Origin of the sequence: Halobacteriovorax sp. GFR8, from assembly GCF_050955245.1 — a bacterium.
Classification (GTDB): Bacteria; Bdellovibrionota; Bacteriovoracia; order Bacteriovoracales; family Bacteriovoracaceae; genus Halobacteriovorax_A.
Genome location: NZ_JBPBLR010000002.1, coordinates 864,470 through 882,597 on the forward strand (window position 1 = coordinate 864,470; position 18,128 = coordinate 882,597).

Below are 18,128 nucleotides of genomic sequence, written 5' to 3' on the forward strand. Positions count from 1 at the left end.
TTGCAAGTAGCACAGGTATTTGTTATTATTTACTGTCAAAAAGGTAAATAATGAACTTAAAAGCTTTGGTATTAATACCATCAAGATTCGCCTCGACTCGTTTCCCCGGAAAACCTCTAGCAAATATCGCCGGCAAGGCAATGGTCTCTCATGTTTATGATGGATGCGAAGGTATTGTAGAAAACTTTCCTGGTTCGAAAGTTTGTGTCGTAACGGATAATGATGAAATTGAAAATATGTTAAAAGAATCGGGCCGTAATGTGGTTCGTATCGATGATGATGTGCCTTCGGGAAGTGAAAGAATTTTCTTGGCCTATGATCGTTTCTTTAAAGACGAGAAGTATGATTTTGTTATCAATGTGCAAGGTGATGAGCCTCTGATTCAAGCAGACTTACTGAGTGAACTTCTTAGAATTCATAGTTCGCAAGGCTTTGATGTGGCCACGGTAATTAAAGAGATGTCGATTGATAATGATCATGAGGACTACTTAAACCCAAATAAGGTAAAGGCCGTCTTTTCGAAAGAAAAGAATATTTGTCATTACTTTACAAGAAGCCCGCATCCATTTAATCGCCAAAATACACCAGGTCTTAATTGGTACCTACATATTGGTATCTATTCATTTAGGCCTGAAGTTTTAAAAAGATTTTGCTCTTTAGGGGAGTCGACTAATGAAAAGATCGAATGCCTTGAGCAACTAAGACTACTCGATAATGGCTACACTATTGGTGCAGCAATTACAGATATGACATTATGTGGAGTTGATACTCCAGAAGATATTCCATTTGTGGAGGGAGTGATAAATGGCAAATAGCCAAAAGAAGTATATTTTCATTACTGGTGGTGTGACAAGTTCTCTTGGTAAGGGGCTAGCTGCTGCATCCATTGCATCTTTACTTGAGAGACGAGGAATTCGTATCAATATGTTAAAGATGGATCCGTATATCAACGTTGACCCAGGTACGATGAGTCCTACTCAACACGGGGAAGTTTTTGTGACAGACGATGGTGCAGAAACAGATCTTGATTTAGGCCACTACGAAAGATTCACTTCGCTAACACTTTCTAAGCAATCAAACTTCACAACTGGACAGGTTTATCTTGAGGTAATTGAGCGCGAAAGAGAAGGGAAGTATTTAGGAAAAACAGTTCAAGTTGTTCCTCATATTACTGATGAAATCAAACGCCGTATTCATATTGCAGCAGAAGATGCAGATATTCTTATTGGTGAAATTGGTGGAACAATTGGAGATATTGAATCTCTGCCATATGTTGAGTCAATTAGACAATTTGCACATGACGTTGGACAAGAGAATGTTCTATTTATTCATCTTGTTCTAATTCCTTACCTGTCAGCTGCAGGAGAGTTAAAGTCAAAGCCGGCCCAACACTCGGTAAAAGAGTTACGCTCACAAGGTCTCTTTCCACATATTATTATTTGTCGAAGTGACCGCGAGATTGATCAGTCGATTATGGATAAGATCTCTCTTTTCTGTAACGTACCAAAAGACAATGTATTCCAATCTCTAGATTTGGATTCTATTTACAAAGTTCCGCTAAACTTTCACTCACAAGGCCTAGATGAAAAGATCACAAAGATTTTAGGAATCTGGTCTTCTTCACCAAAAGTTGATGACCTTGAGAAGGTTGCATACAACTTCGATCACCCTTTAAGAGAAGTGAAGATTGGTATCGTTGGGAAGTATACGGAATTAGTCGAGTCGTACAAATCACTTGATGAGGCCCTAAAACACGGAGCTCTTGCTCACCAGCTTAAGCTTGTTCCTGTTTATGTTGACTCAGAAGATATTGAAAAAGAAGGTGCTGCAAATTTATTAAAAGATGTACAAGGTGTTCTTGTTCCAGGTGGTTTTGGAGAGCGTGGTACAGAAGGAAAAATCTCTGCCATTCAATACGCTCGTGAAAATAAGGTTCCATTCTTTGGGATTTGCCTTGGTATGCAATTAGCAATCGTTGAATATGCGAGAAATATTTGTGGATTAAAAGATGCTACATCTGAGGAATTTAATAATGGTGGTGATCTCCTAATTCATTATATGGAAGGACAGACTCGCGATGGAGCTAAAGGTGGAAGTATGCGCCTTGGTAGCTATGAGTGTGAGCTTCTTGATGGAAGCCATGCCATCGAGATGTACGGTGAAAAAATTATTCATGAAAGACATCGTCATCGTCTAGAAGTTAATAACTTCTACGTTGAGCAGTTAAAAGAATGTGGGCTAGTCATCAGTGGAAAGAATCCTGAGCTTGATCTTGTTGAAACGATTGAGATTAAGGATCATCCTTTCTTCTTTGCATGTCAGTACCACCCAGAATTTAAGTCGAGGCCATATGCGGCCCACCCAGTTTTTAGCGAATTTATTAAAGAGGCAGATAAATATGGAAAATAAAAAATTTGATCTATTCATGGGGACTTGTGTAATCGAGTCTGAACAAATGTGTATGGACGTTTGCGGACGCCTATTAGAAATGCTTGAGCCTGTTAAGGATCAAATCAACTTTTCTTATAAAGGAAGTTTCGATAAGGCCAACCGTTCTTCGATCGATTCATTCAGAGGTCCAGGACTTGAAAAAGGTCTACAGATTCTTGAAAAAGTTAAGAAGCAGTACGGAGTTCAGCTTATTACTGACTTTCACACTGCTGAACAAGCTGATGTTGTCGCAAGTGTTGTTGATACAATTCAGATCCCAGCATTTCTATGTCGTCAAACAGATATGATCTTAGCTGGGGCCGAAGCCTGTAAGAAGCACGATGCTCAACTTAAAATTAAAAAGGGGCAATTCCTTTCTCCTGAAGAGACTGGAAATATTGTTAAGAAGGCCGAAGAGTTTATTACAAAAGATAAAATCCTTCTAACTGAAAGAGGTACTTCATTTGGTTACAATAATCTTATCGTTGATATGGCAAGTTTCCAAATTATGAAGTCATTTGGTGTTCGTGCAATTCACGATGCTACTCACTGTGTTCAAAGACCTGGTGGACTTGGAACTTCAACTGGTGGGAAACGTGAACAGATTTTAACTCTTGCACAAGCTGCAGTCGCTGCTGGTGCTGATGGGATTTTTATGGAAGTTCACCCTAACCCTGCAGAAGCCAAGTCTGATGCTGCAACAAGCTTACCACTTGACCAAGCTGGAGCGATTATCCAAAGACTATTAAGAATTAAAAACGCAATTACGGAATAATTAATGGATTTATTTACAAAAGCACAAAAGTACAAAGAGAAATTAAAAGATATCAAAGTTCTTGCTTTTGATATTGATGGAGTACTTACTCCTGGACACGTATGGTACCAAGATGATGAAATGGGCTTTAACCGTTCATCACATACTTCTGATGGTTATGCACTAAAACTGCTCATGCGAGCAGGGTTTAAAGTAGGAGTGATCTCTGGAGGTGCTTCAAAAGGTGTTCAAGAGCGCTTTGTGAATAACCTTAAACTTGATTTCGCTTTTCTTGGTGATGAAGATAAGAGGGTTGCCTTTAAGAAAGTTCTCGAGCTTGGCTATAAAGCAGAAGAAGTTCTTTTTATGGGAGATGAGTTCTTTGATGTACCACTTCTTAAGGCCGCTGGCTTTGCAGCGACAACTCCTCACGCATCTCATGAAATTCAAGTTTATTGTGATTACGTTACTCAAAGAGAAGGTGGCCATGGTGCAGTTAGGGAAGTTATCGATATCTTCCGCTATGTACACGGTATTGTTCCAGAAGTCCTAGACTTCGATGACAAGCCGATTGATTTTAAACATTCATGGCCAAAGTAGGAGTTGATTAAAAATGGATTTAGCAAAACTTAAGGCCCTATTAGACGATCAGTACGAGTGGCCTGCTGTATATAATTTTAAATTTATTGGAAATGATTCAAATCGTGATGAGTTAATTATGGCCGTAGGTGAAAAACCACACCATGAAAAACCATCTAAAACAGGAAAGTATATTTCTTTTACATTCAATGTTACATGCAATAGTTCAGATGAAGTGTTAACGATTTATGAACGAGTCGGACGTCTTCATGGTATACTTGCACTATGACAAAAGAAAAATTCAAATATAAGACTGCACTTGTTGTTGGTGCCGGAGCGTTTGGTACTTCCATCGCATCAATTCTGGCACATAAGTTTGAAAACGTAATTCTTAAGGTACGCTCTGAGGATATCTACAAAGATATAAATGACGATCGTATAAACTCTGTCTATCTTCCAGGAATCAAGCTGGATGCTAATATCAAGGCCATCCTAGACTGGAGTGAACTAGACTCAAAAGAAGAAGATAGTTTAGAACTTATTGTTTCAGGTTTACCGACTCATGGAATTAGAACTTTCTTTAGTGAGAACCTTGTTCGCTTTAATAGCTATCTTGGAAAAGGAATTCCGTTAATTAGTCTTTCGAAAGGGATTGATCCAGATACACTTGAGCTAAGTGATGATCTCTTAAATGATTTCTTTCCACAATATCGTGATAATATCACATTCTTATCTGGCCCTAGTTTCGCTAAAGAAATTATGGAAAAACAGATTACACTTGTCACAATTGCCGGACGCTCTAAGAGTGTTTTAATGGATGTTGCGGCCAAGCTTGAAACACCATACTTTAAGGCCCTACCTAATTATGATATTAAAGGAGTACTCTTAGGCGGTGCTCTTAAGAATGTTTTGGCCATTGCCGGTGGGATTGTTGAAGGCCTTGGTTATAACCATAATACTCGTGCGGCCATGATTACTCGTGGGATTGTTGAAATGCTTCGCTTCGGTAAAGTCTTTAATGCTCGCCCTGAAACTTTCTATGGCCTAAGTGGGATGGGTGATCTCATTCTTACGACAACTGGTGGCCTCTCACGTAATAAAACTTTTGGACTAGAAATAGCTAAGGGAAGAAAGCCTCTTGATATCATTAATTCTCAACGAACTGTTGTAGAGGGTTATAAAACGACAAAGGCTGCATTCTTACTAGCTCAAAAGTATGATATCCGCGCAAGAATCTTTACTGGACTCTACGATGTTCTTTACAATGACGCCAATGTCGAAGAAGTTCTAAAGAAGCTAATGGACGCTCCTATTAAATTCGAGATTGATTAAGATTTTATCGGAAAGAGAACAGTAAAAGTTGTCCCCTTATCAACCATACTTTCAACTTCAATAGAAGCTTTCATTTTTTGAGCAGAGTGCTTTGCAATAGCAAGTCCTAGACCTGTACCACCTGTATTAATACTTCGTGATTGATCGACTCTGTAAAATCTTTCAAAAATTCTGGCGATCTTATCATTTGGAATTCCAACACCTTCATCAGTAATGGCAATATACTGATGATTATCTCTTTGACCACTTTCAATTGTAATAACGGTGCTATCCTTTGAGTATTTGATGGCATTAGAAACTAAGTTTGAAATACAGTGGTATAGCAGCTTCCCATTGGCCACAATCGTTTCGGGGCCAGTCTGAGAGTAGTTGACACTCATATCCTTTGCATTGATCTTAAGTTGTTGATCATTTATTAGAGCATTAATGAATGATGGAAGATTGATTTCTTCCACTTCAATTCTCCCTTCATTTTCAATTTTAGAAAGAGAGAGGATACCATTGATTAACTCATCGAGACGATCGACATTTTGAATAACAATATCCATGATTTCTTGCTGATCTTCGTCTGTGTTAATGGACTTAAGAGTTTGCGTGTAGCCTTTAATAGAAGTTAGTGGTGTCTTAATTTCATGAGAGACATTCTCAAAAAAATCTCTTCGCATATTATTTACATCTTGAAGTTTCGTAATATCACTAAAGTAGAAGAGGATCTCTTTATTCTTATTTTTAGATTCAATATCACTAATCTTAAGTTGGAAAGAGTTTGTCTTGCCACTTACTTTTGTCAGCGCTATCTGTGTATTGTGGATTAGATTTGCTTGATGGCCATGCTTTTTAATCAGGTTAATAAAGTCATAATCTCTAATAATACTAATAAGCTCTGCTCCACGGTAGCGTCCATTAAAAGGTGCAAATGACTTTCTAAAGGCATTATTACAGAAGATGATCTTGCCTTTACTGTCGGTTACGACAACAGGGTCATCAATTGAGTTAATGATTACAGAATAATATTGTTTTGTATTAAATAGGTCTCTTTGTAATTTTCTTCTTTTATTAAAGTTCTTTATCGATTTTGATTCAATATAATCCCAGTAATCGCGGCTATCTGTCGTATCGATTACACCTTTCATTCTAAAGATATGAAAGAGGTCGTAGAGAGGTGTGAAGTAGTGACGAAAGAGGAAGAATTGGCCCGCAATGAATAGAATCCCAAGGATTCCCATTGCCATAAAAAGTTTAGAAAATACTTCTGATGAAATCAGTTTTAGTGCATCTGATTCAACCCTTAAAAATAATGTATAGCTTTTGCCTTTTGAGTGAAGAACACGATGGTGATAGATATACTTATCATCGCTATCATACCCACCAATAACAATGTTTTTGAAATCTTCAATCTTAAAGCCGGGAGCAGCACATCTAATTGTACGATTTGCGTTTAAAATATAGAATTGTGTACGTTTTGTTTGTTTATCACATATCTTAGCGATACCGTCTTGGCGAAGCGATTTTAGTTCTTGATCGACAATTGAGTGGATAAAATTATCTTTAAAGTTGATGATGAAGAATGTCCCTAAAAAGAGTAGGGATAAACAAAAAATTATCGTTTGATAAAAAATGATATCATTTAAAAATTTTATTTTTAGAAAATTAAAAAAGTTATTCTTCACTCTTCACTCGATATCCAATTCCTCGTACTGTTTCGATAACCTTTGATTTACTCCCAAGCTTCTTTCTTAGGGCAAATACGTGAGTGTCAACAGTACGGTCTGTAACGTAGATATTTTCACCTTTAATCAGATCAACAATTTGTTTACGTGTAAAAACTTTTCCTGGAGAAGATATTAAGACACAAAGAATTTTAAACTCGGAAACTGTGAGTTTAATTTCCTTGTCATCAATAAGTGTTTTTACCCCGTCGACGTCGACTTTGATACCCATATGATCGTAAGTGTTTTTATTGTTGATTGGTGAAGTGTCGCGATGGCCCTCAACTCGTCTTTTTAGGCTACTAACTCTTGCCTTTAGAATTCCAATATCAAATGGCTTTGTAATATAGTCGTCTGCACCCGCATCTAATCCTTCAATAATTGACTCACTAGAAGTTAATGCTGTCACAAATAGGATGCCAACGCTCTTTAGCTTCTTAGTGTTTCGAATATATTGGCAAATTTGAACACCACTTAAGTCCGGTAACATTCGATCTAGAATAAAAAGATCATATCGATTGTTCTCAATGGCGGAGATGGCATCGTTTCCAGTATTTGCCATATCGTAATCAATTCCGATGGCCTTGAGGTTAACCCCAATTAATTTTGCAATAGATTGTTCGTCTTCTACTATAAGTGCTTTCATTACTTGCCTTACTGTTCCTCTGTATGCCTTACGTCTTTACCTGACTCTAAGAAGATAATATCTTCACAAATATTTGTAGCGTGGTCACCGCATCGTTCAAAGATCTTTGAGACACGAATAACTGCAAAACCTTCATCAACTTCGGCCTTACCATCTTTTAGAAGTTGGTAGAACTTCTTTACAAGATCTCTGTGGAGAGAGTTCACTTCGTGGTCTGCCTTGATAACATCTGTTGCCATTTGAATATTATTTGAAGCAAAGGCAATTAAGCTCTTTCTAACCATTTCAAAGACTTCAGCTTGAATGATGCTACAGTGTTTTTCTTGGTTAGAAATACGCATTAGATAGCGCTTTAAGTTAACGGCCTCATCACCAAGTCTTTCTAATTCAGAATTAATCTTCATGATGGCAAGGGCCGTTCTAAGATCAATTGCAGTAGGGGACTTTAGAGCGATAAACTTAAAGACATGGTCATCCACAAGCTTGTGAAATTCATTGATTTCATTTTCAAGCTCATAAAGATTTTCCATTGTTGATTTTTCATCTACTGCAACGTGGAGAATCTTTTCCACAACGGCTGCCATTTCTGTAATATCTTTTCTTAGTGTTTCAACAGTTAATTCCATTGAATGCTCCTTAGCCAAAACGGCCAGTGATATAATCTTCTGTTTTCTTTTCTTTTGGATTTGTGAATACGTCACTACTTAGCCCATGCTCAATAAGGTCTCCAAGAATAAAGAAACTTGTGTAATCAGCAATACGGGCCGCTTGTTGCATGTTGTGAGTTACGACAATTACTGTATAGTCTTTTTTAAGCTCACTCATTAAGTCTTCAATTTTTCCTGTAGCAATTGGATCAAGTGCAGATGTAGGCTCATCCATTAAAACGATTGGGGGGTTAGTTGCAAGAGTTCTTGCAATACACAGTCTTTGTTGCTGTCCACCTGATAGAGAAGTTCCTTCTTGGTGTAGCTTGTCTTTAACTTCATTCCAAAGAGCTGCTTTTGAAAGACAATTGTAGGCAATTTCATCAAGTTCGCTCTTTTTCTTCTTACCCCAAAGTCTTGGACCAATAACAACATTGTCATAAATACTCATGGCCGCAAATGGATTTGGCTTTTGAAATACCATTCCAATCTTTCTACGAATTTCAACAGGGTCTGCTGAAGGTGCATAGATGTCATTTCCCTCAAGAAGTACCTCTCCAGAAACACGTGCACCTTGTACTTCTTCGTGAATACGATTTAGTGTTCTGATATATGTTGATTTACCACATCCTGAAGGACCAATTATCGCATTGACCGTATTTTTGTGATACTTGAGATCAATTCCTTTTACGGCGTGAAAGTCACCAAACCATGCTTGAATATTCTTAACTTCTAAAATGATATCGCTATTTGACATTATGATTTCCTCACAAAGAATTTTTTAAGTTTCTTTGAATTGAATAAAAACTTTGCACTTAAATTTAGTCCTAGAACAATAATGATAAGTGTAAATGACCCGGCCCAAGCTTGTTGTTGCCATTCTTTATATGGACTAATTGCATAGTTATAAATTTGTACTGGAAGCGAGGCCATTGGACCTGTTACATTGTAGCTCATGTACATACTTCCAAAGGCCGTAAATAGCAGGGGAGCTGTTTCGCCTGCCGCACGAGAGATGGCAAGAATAACACCTGTCATGAGTGAATTTCTTGAACCCTTTAGAATGATATTGTAAATTACTCGCCATCTTGGAAGTCCAAGGGCAAGGCCTGCTTCTCTTACGTGTCTAGGAATCAGTTTTAAGATTTCCTCTGTCGTTCTCGTTACAATTGGCAATATAATTATACTTAGAGCAAATGCTCCGGCCAATGCCGAGAATGATTTGAAGCTTACAACAAAGATTAAGTAAGAGAAAATCCCAACAACAATTGAAGGCACACCTGTTAAGAGATCAATTGTAAATCTTAGAGAAGTTGCAATCTTGCCTTTTCCGTATTCGCTTAAGTAGACTCCACATAATGTTCCGACAGGGACTGCAATAAGTGAGCCTATTGAAACCATAATAAGTGTCCCTAAAATTGCATGTCTCATTCCTCCACCAATTTCACCAACTGGTTTTGGATCATTTAAAAAGAAATCTAAACTAATAGAAGTTGATCCTTTTTGAAGTAAAAAGATAAAAACAAGAATTAAAGGAAGAATAACTAGTAGTGAAGAAAGAACTAATAACCCTTTAAAGGCTTGGTTTTTTAGGATACGGCTTTTGGAGATTTTCATTTCGATGCTCCCTTCGTTTGCTTCCATACAATTGTACGTGCAACTAAGTTAACAACAAATGTTACAACAAAAAGAAGTAAACCAACTAAACATAGGGCCGAAAGGTGAAGGTCACTTTCTGCTTCTGCATATTCATTTGCCATAACTGAGGCCATTGTTGAAGCCGGGGCAAAGATTGATTTTGAAATTTGTGGAGTATTTCCAATCACCATAGCAACGGCCATTGTTTCTCCAAGTGCACGTCCAAGTCCTAAAACGAGGGCGCCAACGATCCCTGAAAAGCTTGGCCTTAATACTGCGATCTTGATCATTTCAAATTTTGTTGCACCAAGACCTAGCGCCGCTTCCTTGTGGAGAATATTAATTGATCGAAATACTTCTCGAGCAACCGAAGTAATTGTTGGAATAATCATAATGGCCAAAATAATTGAGGCCGTAAGAATACCAATTCCAAAGCTTGGCCCTTGAAAGAATGGTAGGAAACCAAGTGTTGCTTTAAGTGCAGGAGTAAGTATTTCTTTTACAAATGGAGCGAGGTAGTAAAGACCCCAGAGACCAAAAATAATACTAGGAACTGCAGCAATAAGTTCAACGAAAGTTCCTAAAATACTCGAAATTCCTTTTGGAAGATATTCTGTAATAAAGAGTGCGACAGAAATACTAACTGGGCCTGCGATAAGTAGGGCCAGCAGAGAAGTGACTACTGTTCCAAAGATAAATGGTAGTGCACCAAATTCATCATCAATCGGGTTCCAAAAATCATCAGTGATGAATTTAAACCCAAATTCACTGAATGCCTCACGACTGGCGTAGAATAGCTGACCAATCATAAGTATTAGTAGGACAATGACAATAAGAGAAAAGAATCGAAGTGTTATATAGGCCAACTTATCCTGTTTTGAAGGAGAAGCTGGCCCTATTTTTTTAAGTAGGTTCATTAAAGAGATTTTACCCTTTCTAATACCTTTTTGGAAAGTTCAGTTGGTAGTGGAGCGTAGTAAAGTTCTTTAGCATAACTCTGACCTTTACTAATTGCCCATTCGACAAATTTGTAAATCTCAACTTGTTTCTGATCTTTTTCCACCATAGGTAGAAGAATATAAGTAAGGGCACTGATAGGGTATGAGTCCTTGGCACTACTATTGATAAGTGAACCTGTTAACTCTTTTCCATCAGTTTTGAATTCTTTAGCTGAAGCTGAGACGGCCTCAACTGTTGGGTTGATGAAGATGCCAGACTTATTCTTAAGTGCTACTGTCTTAATATTATTCTTTCTTGCGTGAGCAAGGTCCATATAAGTGATTGATCCCTTAGTGTTACTTACAATTGAAGTTACACCATCATTTCCTTTGGCCCCAACTCCTGTTGGCCAGCGAAGTGATTTTCCTGTTCCAACTCTTTGCTTCCATTCAGTGCTTACTTCCACAAGGTAGTCTGCAAAGTTCTTTGTTGTCCCTGAACCGTCTGCACGACGAACAACCAGAATATCATCTGAAGGTAGTTTTACACCTGGGTTAAGTGCCGCAATTTGAGCTGCATTCCACTTAGTAATCTTACCTAGGTAGATATCTGCAAGTGCTGGCCCATCAAGCTTTAGTTGGTCAGGCACTTGAGGGTGATTATAAGCAATAGCAACAGCTCCTAGAACCATTGGGACGTGAAGAACTGGCCATTTTGCCTTCTTCTTATCCTTCGCTTTCATTGGAGCGTCTGAAGCCCCAAAATCAACTGTTTCTTTTAGAAGTTGGCGAATACCACCACCTGATCCAATTGGCTGATAGTTGAATTGAACCTCTGGGTGAAGCTTTGAATATTCTGAAAACCATTTTGAATAAATTGCGTACGGAAAAGATGCTCCTGCTGCATTAATTTTTAAAGCGAATGTGCTTGAACTTGCCAGTAGAAGGCAAAGTGCAATTATTCTCTTAATCATGTGTGTCTCCTAAATTCAGTGTTTTATTGAATTTAGCACATGGTAAATATGGTGTTTATTAAGATTTTGTTAAAAAAATGGGCGACAATGTCGCCCTGCGTAGTTATTGTAATGTATTTGATACGTAGAGTCTGAAGGACTTGTCTTGATTACGACGAATTGTACAGATTCCTTCTTCTCTTTTATTAATGAGATAATCGTAATAGTCAGGCAGTGTATCCTGAATTTCTAAAATTGATTTTCCTTCGTGTTCACCAAAATCGATAAAGACGTTTTCTTCTGCGATAATTCCCGTTACCGGGCTTACTTCGTTGGCCATGTTCCCTCCCTAGAATCTGGCAAATGTTGAATTTAAATATATATAATAAAAAATATATTAACCTCAGTCCTTGGTTACTTATAATTGTGAAATATTTAAAACGTTATGAAAAGTTTTTTTTACTTGACTGAAGTTGTAAAGAAATTACGAAAATAATTAATGATAATCTTAAACTCGTGAGGGTAGTCCTTACCAATATGTGAACGTACTTTCTCTAGGGCATCAAAGATTGTAAGGGCCTCTCGATAAGGGCGTGGAGAAATCATGGCAGCAACAATATCACAAATATTTACCATGATTGTTTCAAAACCCGTAACAGTTAAATTCTTTAAGTATTGGTTGTCCGAATCATACTTATCTAAAATACTGAACGTGTGATGGTTTTCGATAACCTTCATATGAGCAGGACTTAATTGAATTCTTCCTTGTAGAATACGAGCTGAAATAATCGGATGTTTTGCAAGTAGCACCTTATCCATTTCAGAAAGATTCTCTTTATCGTACTTATCAATTGGGATGGCCGACATCCCAATATCTTTGAAGTAGCTTGTGATAAAAAAGTTCTCAATATCCTTATCATTATATAGCTGAGATGTTTTTAAAATCCCCACAAGAAAAATAGATGATAGTAGGGGCTGTGCAAAAATATAGTGATGGCCCTGGGCCGCAAAATAGCGATAAAGCGCTTCGTGCATTTTTGGATTCTTAATCAAGAAAGATGCCAGAACTTTTAAACTTTGGTACTGCAAATTAAGTGCATTATCATCTGTTGGATCTTCAAAAAGATAGCGAAGATTGATGGTAATTAGATTCAATTGATTCTTACAATTCTGGTAAGTATCACCCATGGAAAATGAGCGAGTCACTTGTCTGAGACATTCTTGCTGTAATTCTTTAAGCTCTTGTCTTTGCTCTGTTGTTGCAAAAACAATTGTATGACCTTTTTCAATCATCTCTTTAAGAGTGTCATTCGATACATAAGTGCCACGATAGAGGTTGTGCTTAAATTTTCCATCTTCGAAGATATAAACATCACATGGTGTTGTTGGAATATTAAAAAGCTCCCTAATAGTAAAAGGGGTCAAGTTTAATGCCAAATGTGATTTACGGAAGATATCTTCTGCTTTCATAGTTCATATTATAGCTTAAGTCGCTAAAATCATTAAATACCAAGAATAATAGGCAATATTTCGCAATTTTATAAATTATTGGAGAAAGCCTTAGTTTATAAGTTAAGCACTCGAAATTAATAGAAATTAAAGGCTAATTTGAATAAGGCTCGAATTAATTAACTAAGTTGCTATATTGAATGAATAGAACGAATGTTGAGCTAATTTTGACAAGTGAGAAGGCCATGAGTGCGCTAAAGAATCTAGAAGATTATATTGCTGACCCGAAGTTATTTGAATCAATTCAACTATTTGATGACAGTTCATACAGTCTTCATTGGTCGAATTGGTCAAAGTTAATTTGTGCAATGAAAGAGCGACACTTAAATGGTGATTCTTCAATGAGTATCGAGGAAGTAAAGGAAGAACTCGAAACTTTTAAAGAAATACCAGTTTGGCTTGTAAATAAGAAAGGTGAGATGGAGACAACTCTCTTTGATCTGTATAACTTCTATATTGACCCAAGGCTTAAGCACCTATGGTTTGATGTGAATAAGCAAACTCTTATTTCTCTAAAGCATAAGGCCGGGCCATTCATGCATCTTCATTCAATGAGATGGGTTGATTATGATATCTATAAATTATTTGTCTATGATCGCCTGCTTAATAATCTTTCTCTAAGTCATCGAGACTTTAGAATGAATACAAATTTAAAAGCGAAGTTTTCATTTTGGAATTCTATTTTAAAACCTGTTGATGGACAGATTGTTCAATTGAGCCGCAAGGGAATCCTTGTATCAATTGAAGGTCATAAGAACTTCTTAAGTCTATCGCAGTCCGACCAAATATCTCTTAGTGCTGAGGTTGGGGGACTCCTCAGCGCTACAGGGAAAAGATTCGAAGAGTTTGATGAAGTAATTGGAAATTGCACAAAAGCAAAATCTGTAAAAATTGATTTTGATGAAAATATTTTTAAGGATTTAAACGCTCTTGAGACTTGCAAGGGTGAGACATACTATATGTTCATTCCTTTTGCGAAATTTCCAATCAAACATCACCGCATAGGTAAGGCCATTCAACACGTCATTGATGAAGTTGAAGGCGCGGCTTCTGATATCCTTAATAATTTAATCGCTTAATAAATAATTTTATTCAAAGGGCTTGGTCTAAAAGATCTTAGCCTTTTGTATAAAACATTTAAGTACTCTTTACTTACTAAGAAAGGGTGCTCTCTATTTGATGCTCGAATTATAAAATTCTCTTTTTTCTCAATATTTAGATCAGGTAAGCTTGTTAACACCCAAGAGAGGTCATACTCAATTTCTTCACCTGTTTTTATCTTAACGATGACCTTAAAGTATGGCTTGGCCAGATAGCGCTCAATTGCCTTATCCATCTTTTCTGTTCGCTTATCAAGGATAGAGTTCGATTTAAAGCTTGTCAGCTTAACTAAGAACTCTTGTACGGCCTCATCATCAAGGGCCTTGTTCCCTGAAACCCAAATGTCTTTATCATTACGACTAAATTCAAAACGTAATTTCCCAGAGTTAATAACTGTAACACCTCTAATATCACTTGGTGCATAACTAAAGACTCGTGAGTCAATAAGAGAGGGAAGATCAATTTTCTCAAGAGAGAACTTTACTGCATTGACGTGATAGATAGCATTGTCCTTATCACTTACAACATAAGTCGAGTTATCGATTGGGTTGATTAAACCAAATGAAATTGTTTCATCTGATCCATCTTCGCCTTTTAGTGTGACTATTGATGTTGGGTTATCAAGAGAGAAGTTAGATAGGTTAATCGGATCCTTTGGAAAGATCTTTTTAATCTTCACATTCTTTAGTGAGTCTAAAAGTTTATTAATGATTGCTTCATTAGCATTAATTCTTCTTGGCTTTGTAATAATCCATTGATTCTTATTTTTAGCGAGGCTAAAGCGTCCAAGATTTGATTGAAGGGAAATATTATCAACTTTATCAACCTGATCACTTGTAAATAGAAACTGAAGATTAGACAGTTCTTTTGAAGTAATAACTGGTGCTTGAAAAAACTCACTAATAACTGCTCCAAAAAGGAGAGTAATAAAGAGTATTGAGACGAGGCTGGCTGAAAAGTAATTACGTTTAATATTTTGCATAAGAAATTCTAGAATTCTTATTCGAGATCGTCAAAGAGATCGAAGTCATCATCACCATCTGAGCTACTTTCTTTGGCCGCCGCTGGAGCAGTCGGCTCCTCTCTAACTTCTGGCTCAATAGATTTGATAAAATTCCTAAGTAGGGTACGTTCACCTTCTTTGAGGAATGTAAACTTGATACCTGTTCGGAACGGCATGCTCGTTTGGGAAATAATACGACTCTTCATATTGTAGGTACGTGAGAAGATCACGACACCATTTAGAATAATTCGATTTGGAATTTGAATATCAACAACAATCGATTGACCTTGAGTAAATTGTTTCTCACAAAAGAAATACATTCCATCCATATAGAGTTCAGATAGGAGAATATTTCCTACGTAAACCTTTGCAGGAGGTAAATCAGGAATAAATTGCTTGATGATTTTTGTTTCTTTGATCGGCGTAACATTGTCTCCGGCCATGGCAGCGTCGGCCAAAGCCTGTGGATCAAGAGCTGCCTCTTCATCTTCAATGCTTTCGTTGATAGGTAATTCACCCTTATCCTTATAAATCTCGATAAGGTCGTCAATATTAGGCTTTTCACCATTTTTATATCTTAGTTTTACCGCTGCTTCCACTTCATCTCGAAGTGTCCAAACATTAACTTTGATTCTTTTTATTAGGACTGGGTCGCTACTTTTACCGTGTATCATTAACTAACATTTTCTCACATTTTCAATATTTTGTATCTTTTGAAATTTTTGCCTCTGAAAGAGTGCTAAACTAGTTGATAGACAATTATTCAAAAGTCTTAGCATAGGGTCTCCCATGGAAGGGAGACAAAAAGATTAGGAGGATCTAATGAGATTAAAAGCATTTTTAGCACCCGCTGTTGTTTCTGCAATGGCCCTTTCTCCACTAGCTGCTGATTACGTTCCAGGTGAACTAATCGTAAAGTTAAAGAAAGATGTATCTGTTGAAAGTTTCTTTGGACAATCATTACATGGAAGTTCACTTGACCGTCGTATCGAACTAACGTCTGGTGACTTATATGTTGTTAAGTTTAATGAGTCACTTGTGTCAATTGATGCAATTGCAAAGCAAATGAACGAAAGAGCAGAGGTAGAGTATGCAGAGCCAAACTTTATCTATGAAATCGTTAAGCCAATCGTACACACAAATGTATTAGAAGAAATCTTAAGTTATAACACTTCTTCAGATGAAGGTGTTTACTACACGCCAGCTGATGAAAAATTTGGTCAACTATGGGGTCTAAAAAATACTGGTTCAAATGCTCCAAGAGGTGTGTCTGGTGTTGAAGGTGCGGACGTTGATGCACTTAGAGCATGGGAAATTACTCAAGGTGATCGTGCCATTAAAATTGCGGTTATCGATACAGGGATTGATTACAACCACCCAGACCTAAGAGATCAAATGTGGACAAACGAAGGCGAGATTCCTGGTAACGGAATTGATGATGATGGAAACGGATATGTAGATGATATCCACGGATATGACTTCGCAAATAATGATGGTGATCCAATGGATGGTCACTCACACGGAACTCACTGTGCAGGGACAATCGGTGCCTCACATAACGCTATTGGTGTTGCTGGTGTAATGAGAGATGTACAATTTGTAGGGATTAAATTCCTAACAGATAGTGGTTCAGGATCAACTGAAGCAGCAATTAAGTCGATTGATTATGCAACGAAAATTGGTGTTGATATTATGTCAAACTCTTGGGGAGGCGGTGGCCGCTCAGAAGCTCTTAAGGAAGCAATCGAGAGAGCTAATGAAGCAGGGATCGTATTTACTGCAGCTGCTGGTAACTCTTCAACAGACAATGATTCTAAGCCACACTACCCATCAAACTACAATGTTGATAACGTAATTTCTGTTGCTGCAACAACTGCTGCTGATGAACTAGCAAGCTTTTCTTGTTATGGACGTTCAACTGTACATATTGGTGCTCCAGGACACGAAATTCTTTCAACTGTTAAGGGTGGACGTTATGCTTCTTACTCTGGAACTTCAATGGCAACGCCACATGTTTCTGGTGTAATCGGTCTTTTCCTTTCTGAAAACAAAGGACTTACTCCATTAGAAATTAGAAATAAGGTAATGGTTACTTCTGATCCTGTTGCTGCCCTAAGAGGTAAGACAATCAACGCTGGTCGTATCAATGCTTATAATCTTCTAACTGACACAGTTCCCGAAAGAAATGAGCCGAATCCAGAAGATTGGGAAACTGTAAATGTTGCTTCTTTTGAATCAGAGCACCCATACTTAGAGAACCAGACACTTGAGACGACTTACACTGTTGAAGGTGCAAAGTTTATGAGAGTAAGAGTTCGTAAATTTGATCTTGAGAATCGTTATGACTTTATCGAAGTTAGAGACGCTAGAGGTGTACTAGTTGAGAAGATTACAGGTTCAGGAGAGAACTATACTTCTTTCTTCGCTGAAGGTGATACGCTGAAGCTTATTTTCAAGTCTGATCGTTCAGTTCAGAAGTGGGGATTTGCTATTGATCAAGTAGATGTTCAATACTAAGAAGAATTAAAATTACCCAAATAAAAAGGCCAGCAAAATGCTGGCCTTTTCTTTATCTTAAATCGATTTAAATCTAATTAAGCGTTCCAAAGGTGCTTGTACTTCTTAAGGAACTTAGAAAGTGAACCAACTTTGTCTAGAGTTCTGATTGCTCTAGTTGAAAGTCTAAGTTTGATTGTTTCACCTGTTACAGGATCAAAAACTCTCTTCGTTTGAAGGTTTGGTTTTTGAGTCATTTTTGTTCTATTTTTAGCGTGAGAAACTTTGTTACCAACAAGTCTTCTTTTTCCAGTTAAATCACATGTACGTGCCATCACTTCATCCTTATTTATTTATATAAACTCTACATTAACATATGGGTTATTAGGTTGT

20 protein-coding genes are annotated in these 18,128 nt (G+C 37.3%); 8 read left to right on the forward strand and 12 right to left on the reverse strand.

What is annotated here, in order from left to right; translation table 11 throughout:
* Nucleotides 1-50: 50 nt before the first annotated feature.
* From ACRXC1_RS04735 to ACRXC1_RS04760, 6 genes are read left to right on the forward strand one after another with little or no spacing between them, the layout of a single operon-like run.
* Complete coding sequence (locus ACRXC1_RS04735; protein ID WP_392907195.1) at nucleotides 51-815, forward strand: 3-deoxy-manno-octulosonate cytidylyltransferase; 765 nt, start codon at nucleotides 51-53, stop codon at nucleotides 813-815.
* Entirely contained in the window at nucleotides 805-2,409 is a 1,605-nt protein-coding gene (locus ACRXC1_RS04740; RefSeq protein WP_433656922.1) for a CTP synthase, read from the forward strand. The genes ACRXC1_RS04735 and ACRXC1_RS04740 overlap by 11 nt, the downstream gene beginning before the upstream one ends.
* Nucleotides 2,399-3,205, forward strand: coding sequence for a 3-deoxy-8-phosphooctulonate synthase (gene kdsA / locus ACRXC1_RS04745; protein ID WP_392907200.1), 807 nt, complete (start codon nucleotides 2,399-2,401; stop codon nucleotides 3,203-3,205). Before ACRXC1_RS04740 ends, kdsA begins: the two co-directional genes overlap by 11 nt.
* A 3-nt stretch (nucleotides 3,206-3,208) precedes the next feature.
* Complete coding sequence (locus ACRXC1_RS04750) at nucleotides 3,209-3,784, forward strand: KdsC family phosphatase (RefSeq protein ID WP_392907203.1); 576 nt, start codon at nucleotides 3,209-3,211, stop codon at nucleotides 3,782-3,784.
* A 13-nt stretch (nucleotides 3,785-3,797) separates the two neighbouring features.
* Nucleotides 3,798-4,052: a DUF493 family protein gene (locus ACRXC1_RS04755; RefSeq protein WP_392856514.1), complete on the forward strand. Its 255-nt coding sequence runs from the start codon at nucleotides 3,798-3,800 to the stop codon at nucleotides 4,050-4,052.
* Nucleotides 4,049-5,095: an NAD(P)H-dependent glycerol-3-phosphate dehydrogenase gene (locus ACRXC1_RS04760; RefSeq protein ID WP_392907206.1), complete on the forward strand. Its 1,047-nt coding sequence runs from the start codon at nucleotides 4,049-4,051 to the stop codon at nucleotides 5,093-5,095. Before ACRXC1_RS04755 ends, ACRXC1_RS04760 begins: the two co-directional genes overlap by 4 nt.
* Here the strand turns inward: ACRXC1_RS04760 and ACRXC1_RS04765 are convergent.
* The 9 genes from ACRXC1_RS04765 to ACRXC1_RS04805 form a co-directional block, all read right to left on the reverse strand.
* Nucleotides 5,092-6,765, reverse strand: coding sequence for a sensor histidine kinase (locus tag ACRXC1_RS04765; RefSeq protein ID WP_392907208.1), 1,674 nt, complete (start codon nucleotides 6,763-6,765; stop codon nucleotides 5,092-5,094). The two genes, ACRXC1_RS04760 and ACRXC1_RS04765, sit on opposite strands and share 4 nt — an antisense overlap.
* The gene (locus ACRXC1_RS04770; RefSeq protein ID WP_433656926.1) at nucleotides 6,755-7,450 is read right to left on the reverse strand and encodes a response regulator transcription factor; all 696 of its coding nucleotides are present in this window, start codon (nucleotides 7,448-7,450) and stop codon (nucleotides 6,755-6,757) included. The genes ACRXC1_RS04765 and ACRXC1_RS04770 overlap by 11 nt, the downstream gene beginning before the upstream one ends.
* Before the next feature lie 8 nt (nucleotides 7,451-7,458).
* Nucleotides 7,459-8,076: a phosphate signaling complex protein PhoU gene (gene phoU, locus ACRXC1_RS04775; protein WP_392907213.1), complete on the reverse strand. Its 618-nt coding sequence runs from the start codon at nucleotides 8,074-8,076 to the stop codon at nucleotides 7,459-7,461.
* A gap of 10 nt (nucleotides 8,077-8,086) precedes the next feature.
* Nucleotides 8,087-8,854, reverse strand: a complete 768-nt coding sequence (gene pstB, locus ACRXC1_RS04780) for a phosphate ABC transporter ATP-binding protein PstB (RefSeq protein WP_392907215.1) — start codon at nucleotides 8,852-8,854, stop codon at nucleotides 8,087-8,089.
* Nucleotides 8,854-9,714 carry a phosphate ABC transporter permease PstA gene (gene pstA / locus ACRXC1_RS04785; RefSeq protein ID WP_433656928.1) on the reverse strand — a complete coding sequence of 287 codons (861 nt, stop codon included), beginning with the start codon at nucleotides 9,712-9,714 and terminating at the stop codon, nucleotides 8,854-8,856. Before pstA ends, pstB begins: the two co-directional genes overlap by 1 nt.
* On the reverse strand, nucleotides 9,711-10,652 hold the full coding sequence (gene pstC, locus ACRXC1_RS04790) for a phosphate ABC transporter permease subunit PstC (protein ID WP_433656930.1): 942 nt from the start codon (nucleotides 10,650-10,652) through the stop codon (nucleotides 9,711-9,713). The genes pstA and pstC overlap by 4 nt, the downstream gene beginning before the upstream one ends.
* Nucleotides 10,652-11,647 carry a phosphate ABC transporter substrate-binding protein PstS gene (pstS, locus tag ACRXC1_RS04795; RefSeq protein ID WP_433656932.1) on the reverse strand — a complete coding sequence of 332 codons (996 nt, stop codon included), beginning with the start codon at nucleotides 11,645-11,647 and terminating at the stop codon, nucleotides 10,652-10,654. Before pstS ends, pstC begins: the two co-directional genes overlap by 1 nt.
* A gap of 103 nt (nucleotides 11,648-11,750) precedes the next feature.
* On the reverse strand, nucleotides 11,751-11,966 hold the full coding sequence (locus tag ACRXC1_RS04800; RefSeq protein ID WP_392907221.1) for a hypothetical protein: 216 nt from the start codon (nucleotides 11,964-11,966) through the stop codon (nucleotides 11,751-11,753).
* 119 nt (nucleotides 11,967-12,085) lie between these two features.
* On the reverse strand, nucleotides 12,086-13,096 hold the full coding sequence (locus tag ACRXC1_RS04805) for an HD-GYP domain-containing protein (protein ID WP_433656935.1): 1,011 nt from the start codon (nucleotides 13,094-13,096) through the stop codon (nucleotides 12,086-12,088).
* Between the two features lie 179 nt (nucleotides 13,097-13,275).
* Between ACRXC1_RS04805 and ACRXC1_RS04810 the strand changes: the two genes are divergently transcribed.
* Nucleotides 13,276-14,214 carry a hypothetical protein gene (locus ACRXC1_RS04810; RefSeq protein WP_433656937.1) on the forward strand — a complete coding sequence of 313 codons (939 nt, stop codon included), beginning with the start codon at nucleotides 13,276-13,278 and terminating at the stop codon, nucleotides 14,212-14,214.
* On the opposite strand, the gene ACRXC1_RS04815 is transcribed toward ACRXC1_RS04810, so the two are convergent.
* Both ACRXC1_RS04815 and ACRXC1_RS04820 read right to left on the reverse strand, forming a co-directional pair.
* Nucleotides 14,211-15,218, reverse strand: a complete 1,008-nt coding sequence (locus tag ACRXC1_RS04815; protein ID WP_392856494.1) for a DUF4340 domain-containing protein — start codon at nucleotides 15,216-15,218, stop codon at nucleotides 14,211-14,213. The two genes, ACRXC1_RS04810 and ACRXC1_RS04815, sit on opposite strands and share 4 nt — an antisense overlap.
* 17 nt (nucleotides 15,219-15,235) lie before the next feature.
* A complete protein-coding gene (locus ACRXC1_RS04820) occupies nucleotides 15,236-15,913 on the reverse strand; it encodes a hypothetical protein (RefSeq protein WP_392907230.1) in 678 nt (225 codons plus the stop codon).
* Between the two features lie 148 nt (nucleotides 15,914-16,061).
* Here ACRXC1_RS04820 and ACRXC1_RS04825 point away from each other — a divergent pair, with 148 nt between their 5' ends.
* Complete coding sequence (locus ACRXC1_RS04825) at nucleotides 16,062-17,756, forward strand: S8 family serine peptidase (protein ID WP_392907232.1); 1,695 nt, start codon at nucleotides 16,062-16,064, stop codon at nucleotides 17,754-17,756.
* Between the two features lie 77 nt (nucleotides 17,757-17,833).
* Here ACRXC1_RS04825 and rpmB read toward each other — a convergent pair whose 3' ends face one another.
* Complete coding sequence (gene rpmB / locus ACRXC1_RS04830; protein WP_021266376.1) at nucleotides 17,834-18,070, reverse strand: 50S ribosomal protein L28; 237 nt, start codon at nucleotides 18,068-18,070, stop codon at nucleotides 17,834-17,836.
* Nucleotides 18,071-18,128 lie beyond the last annotated feature (58 nt).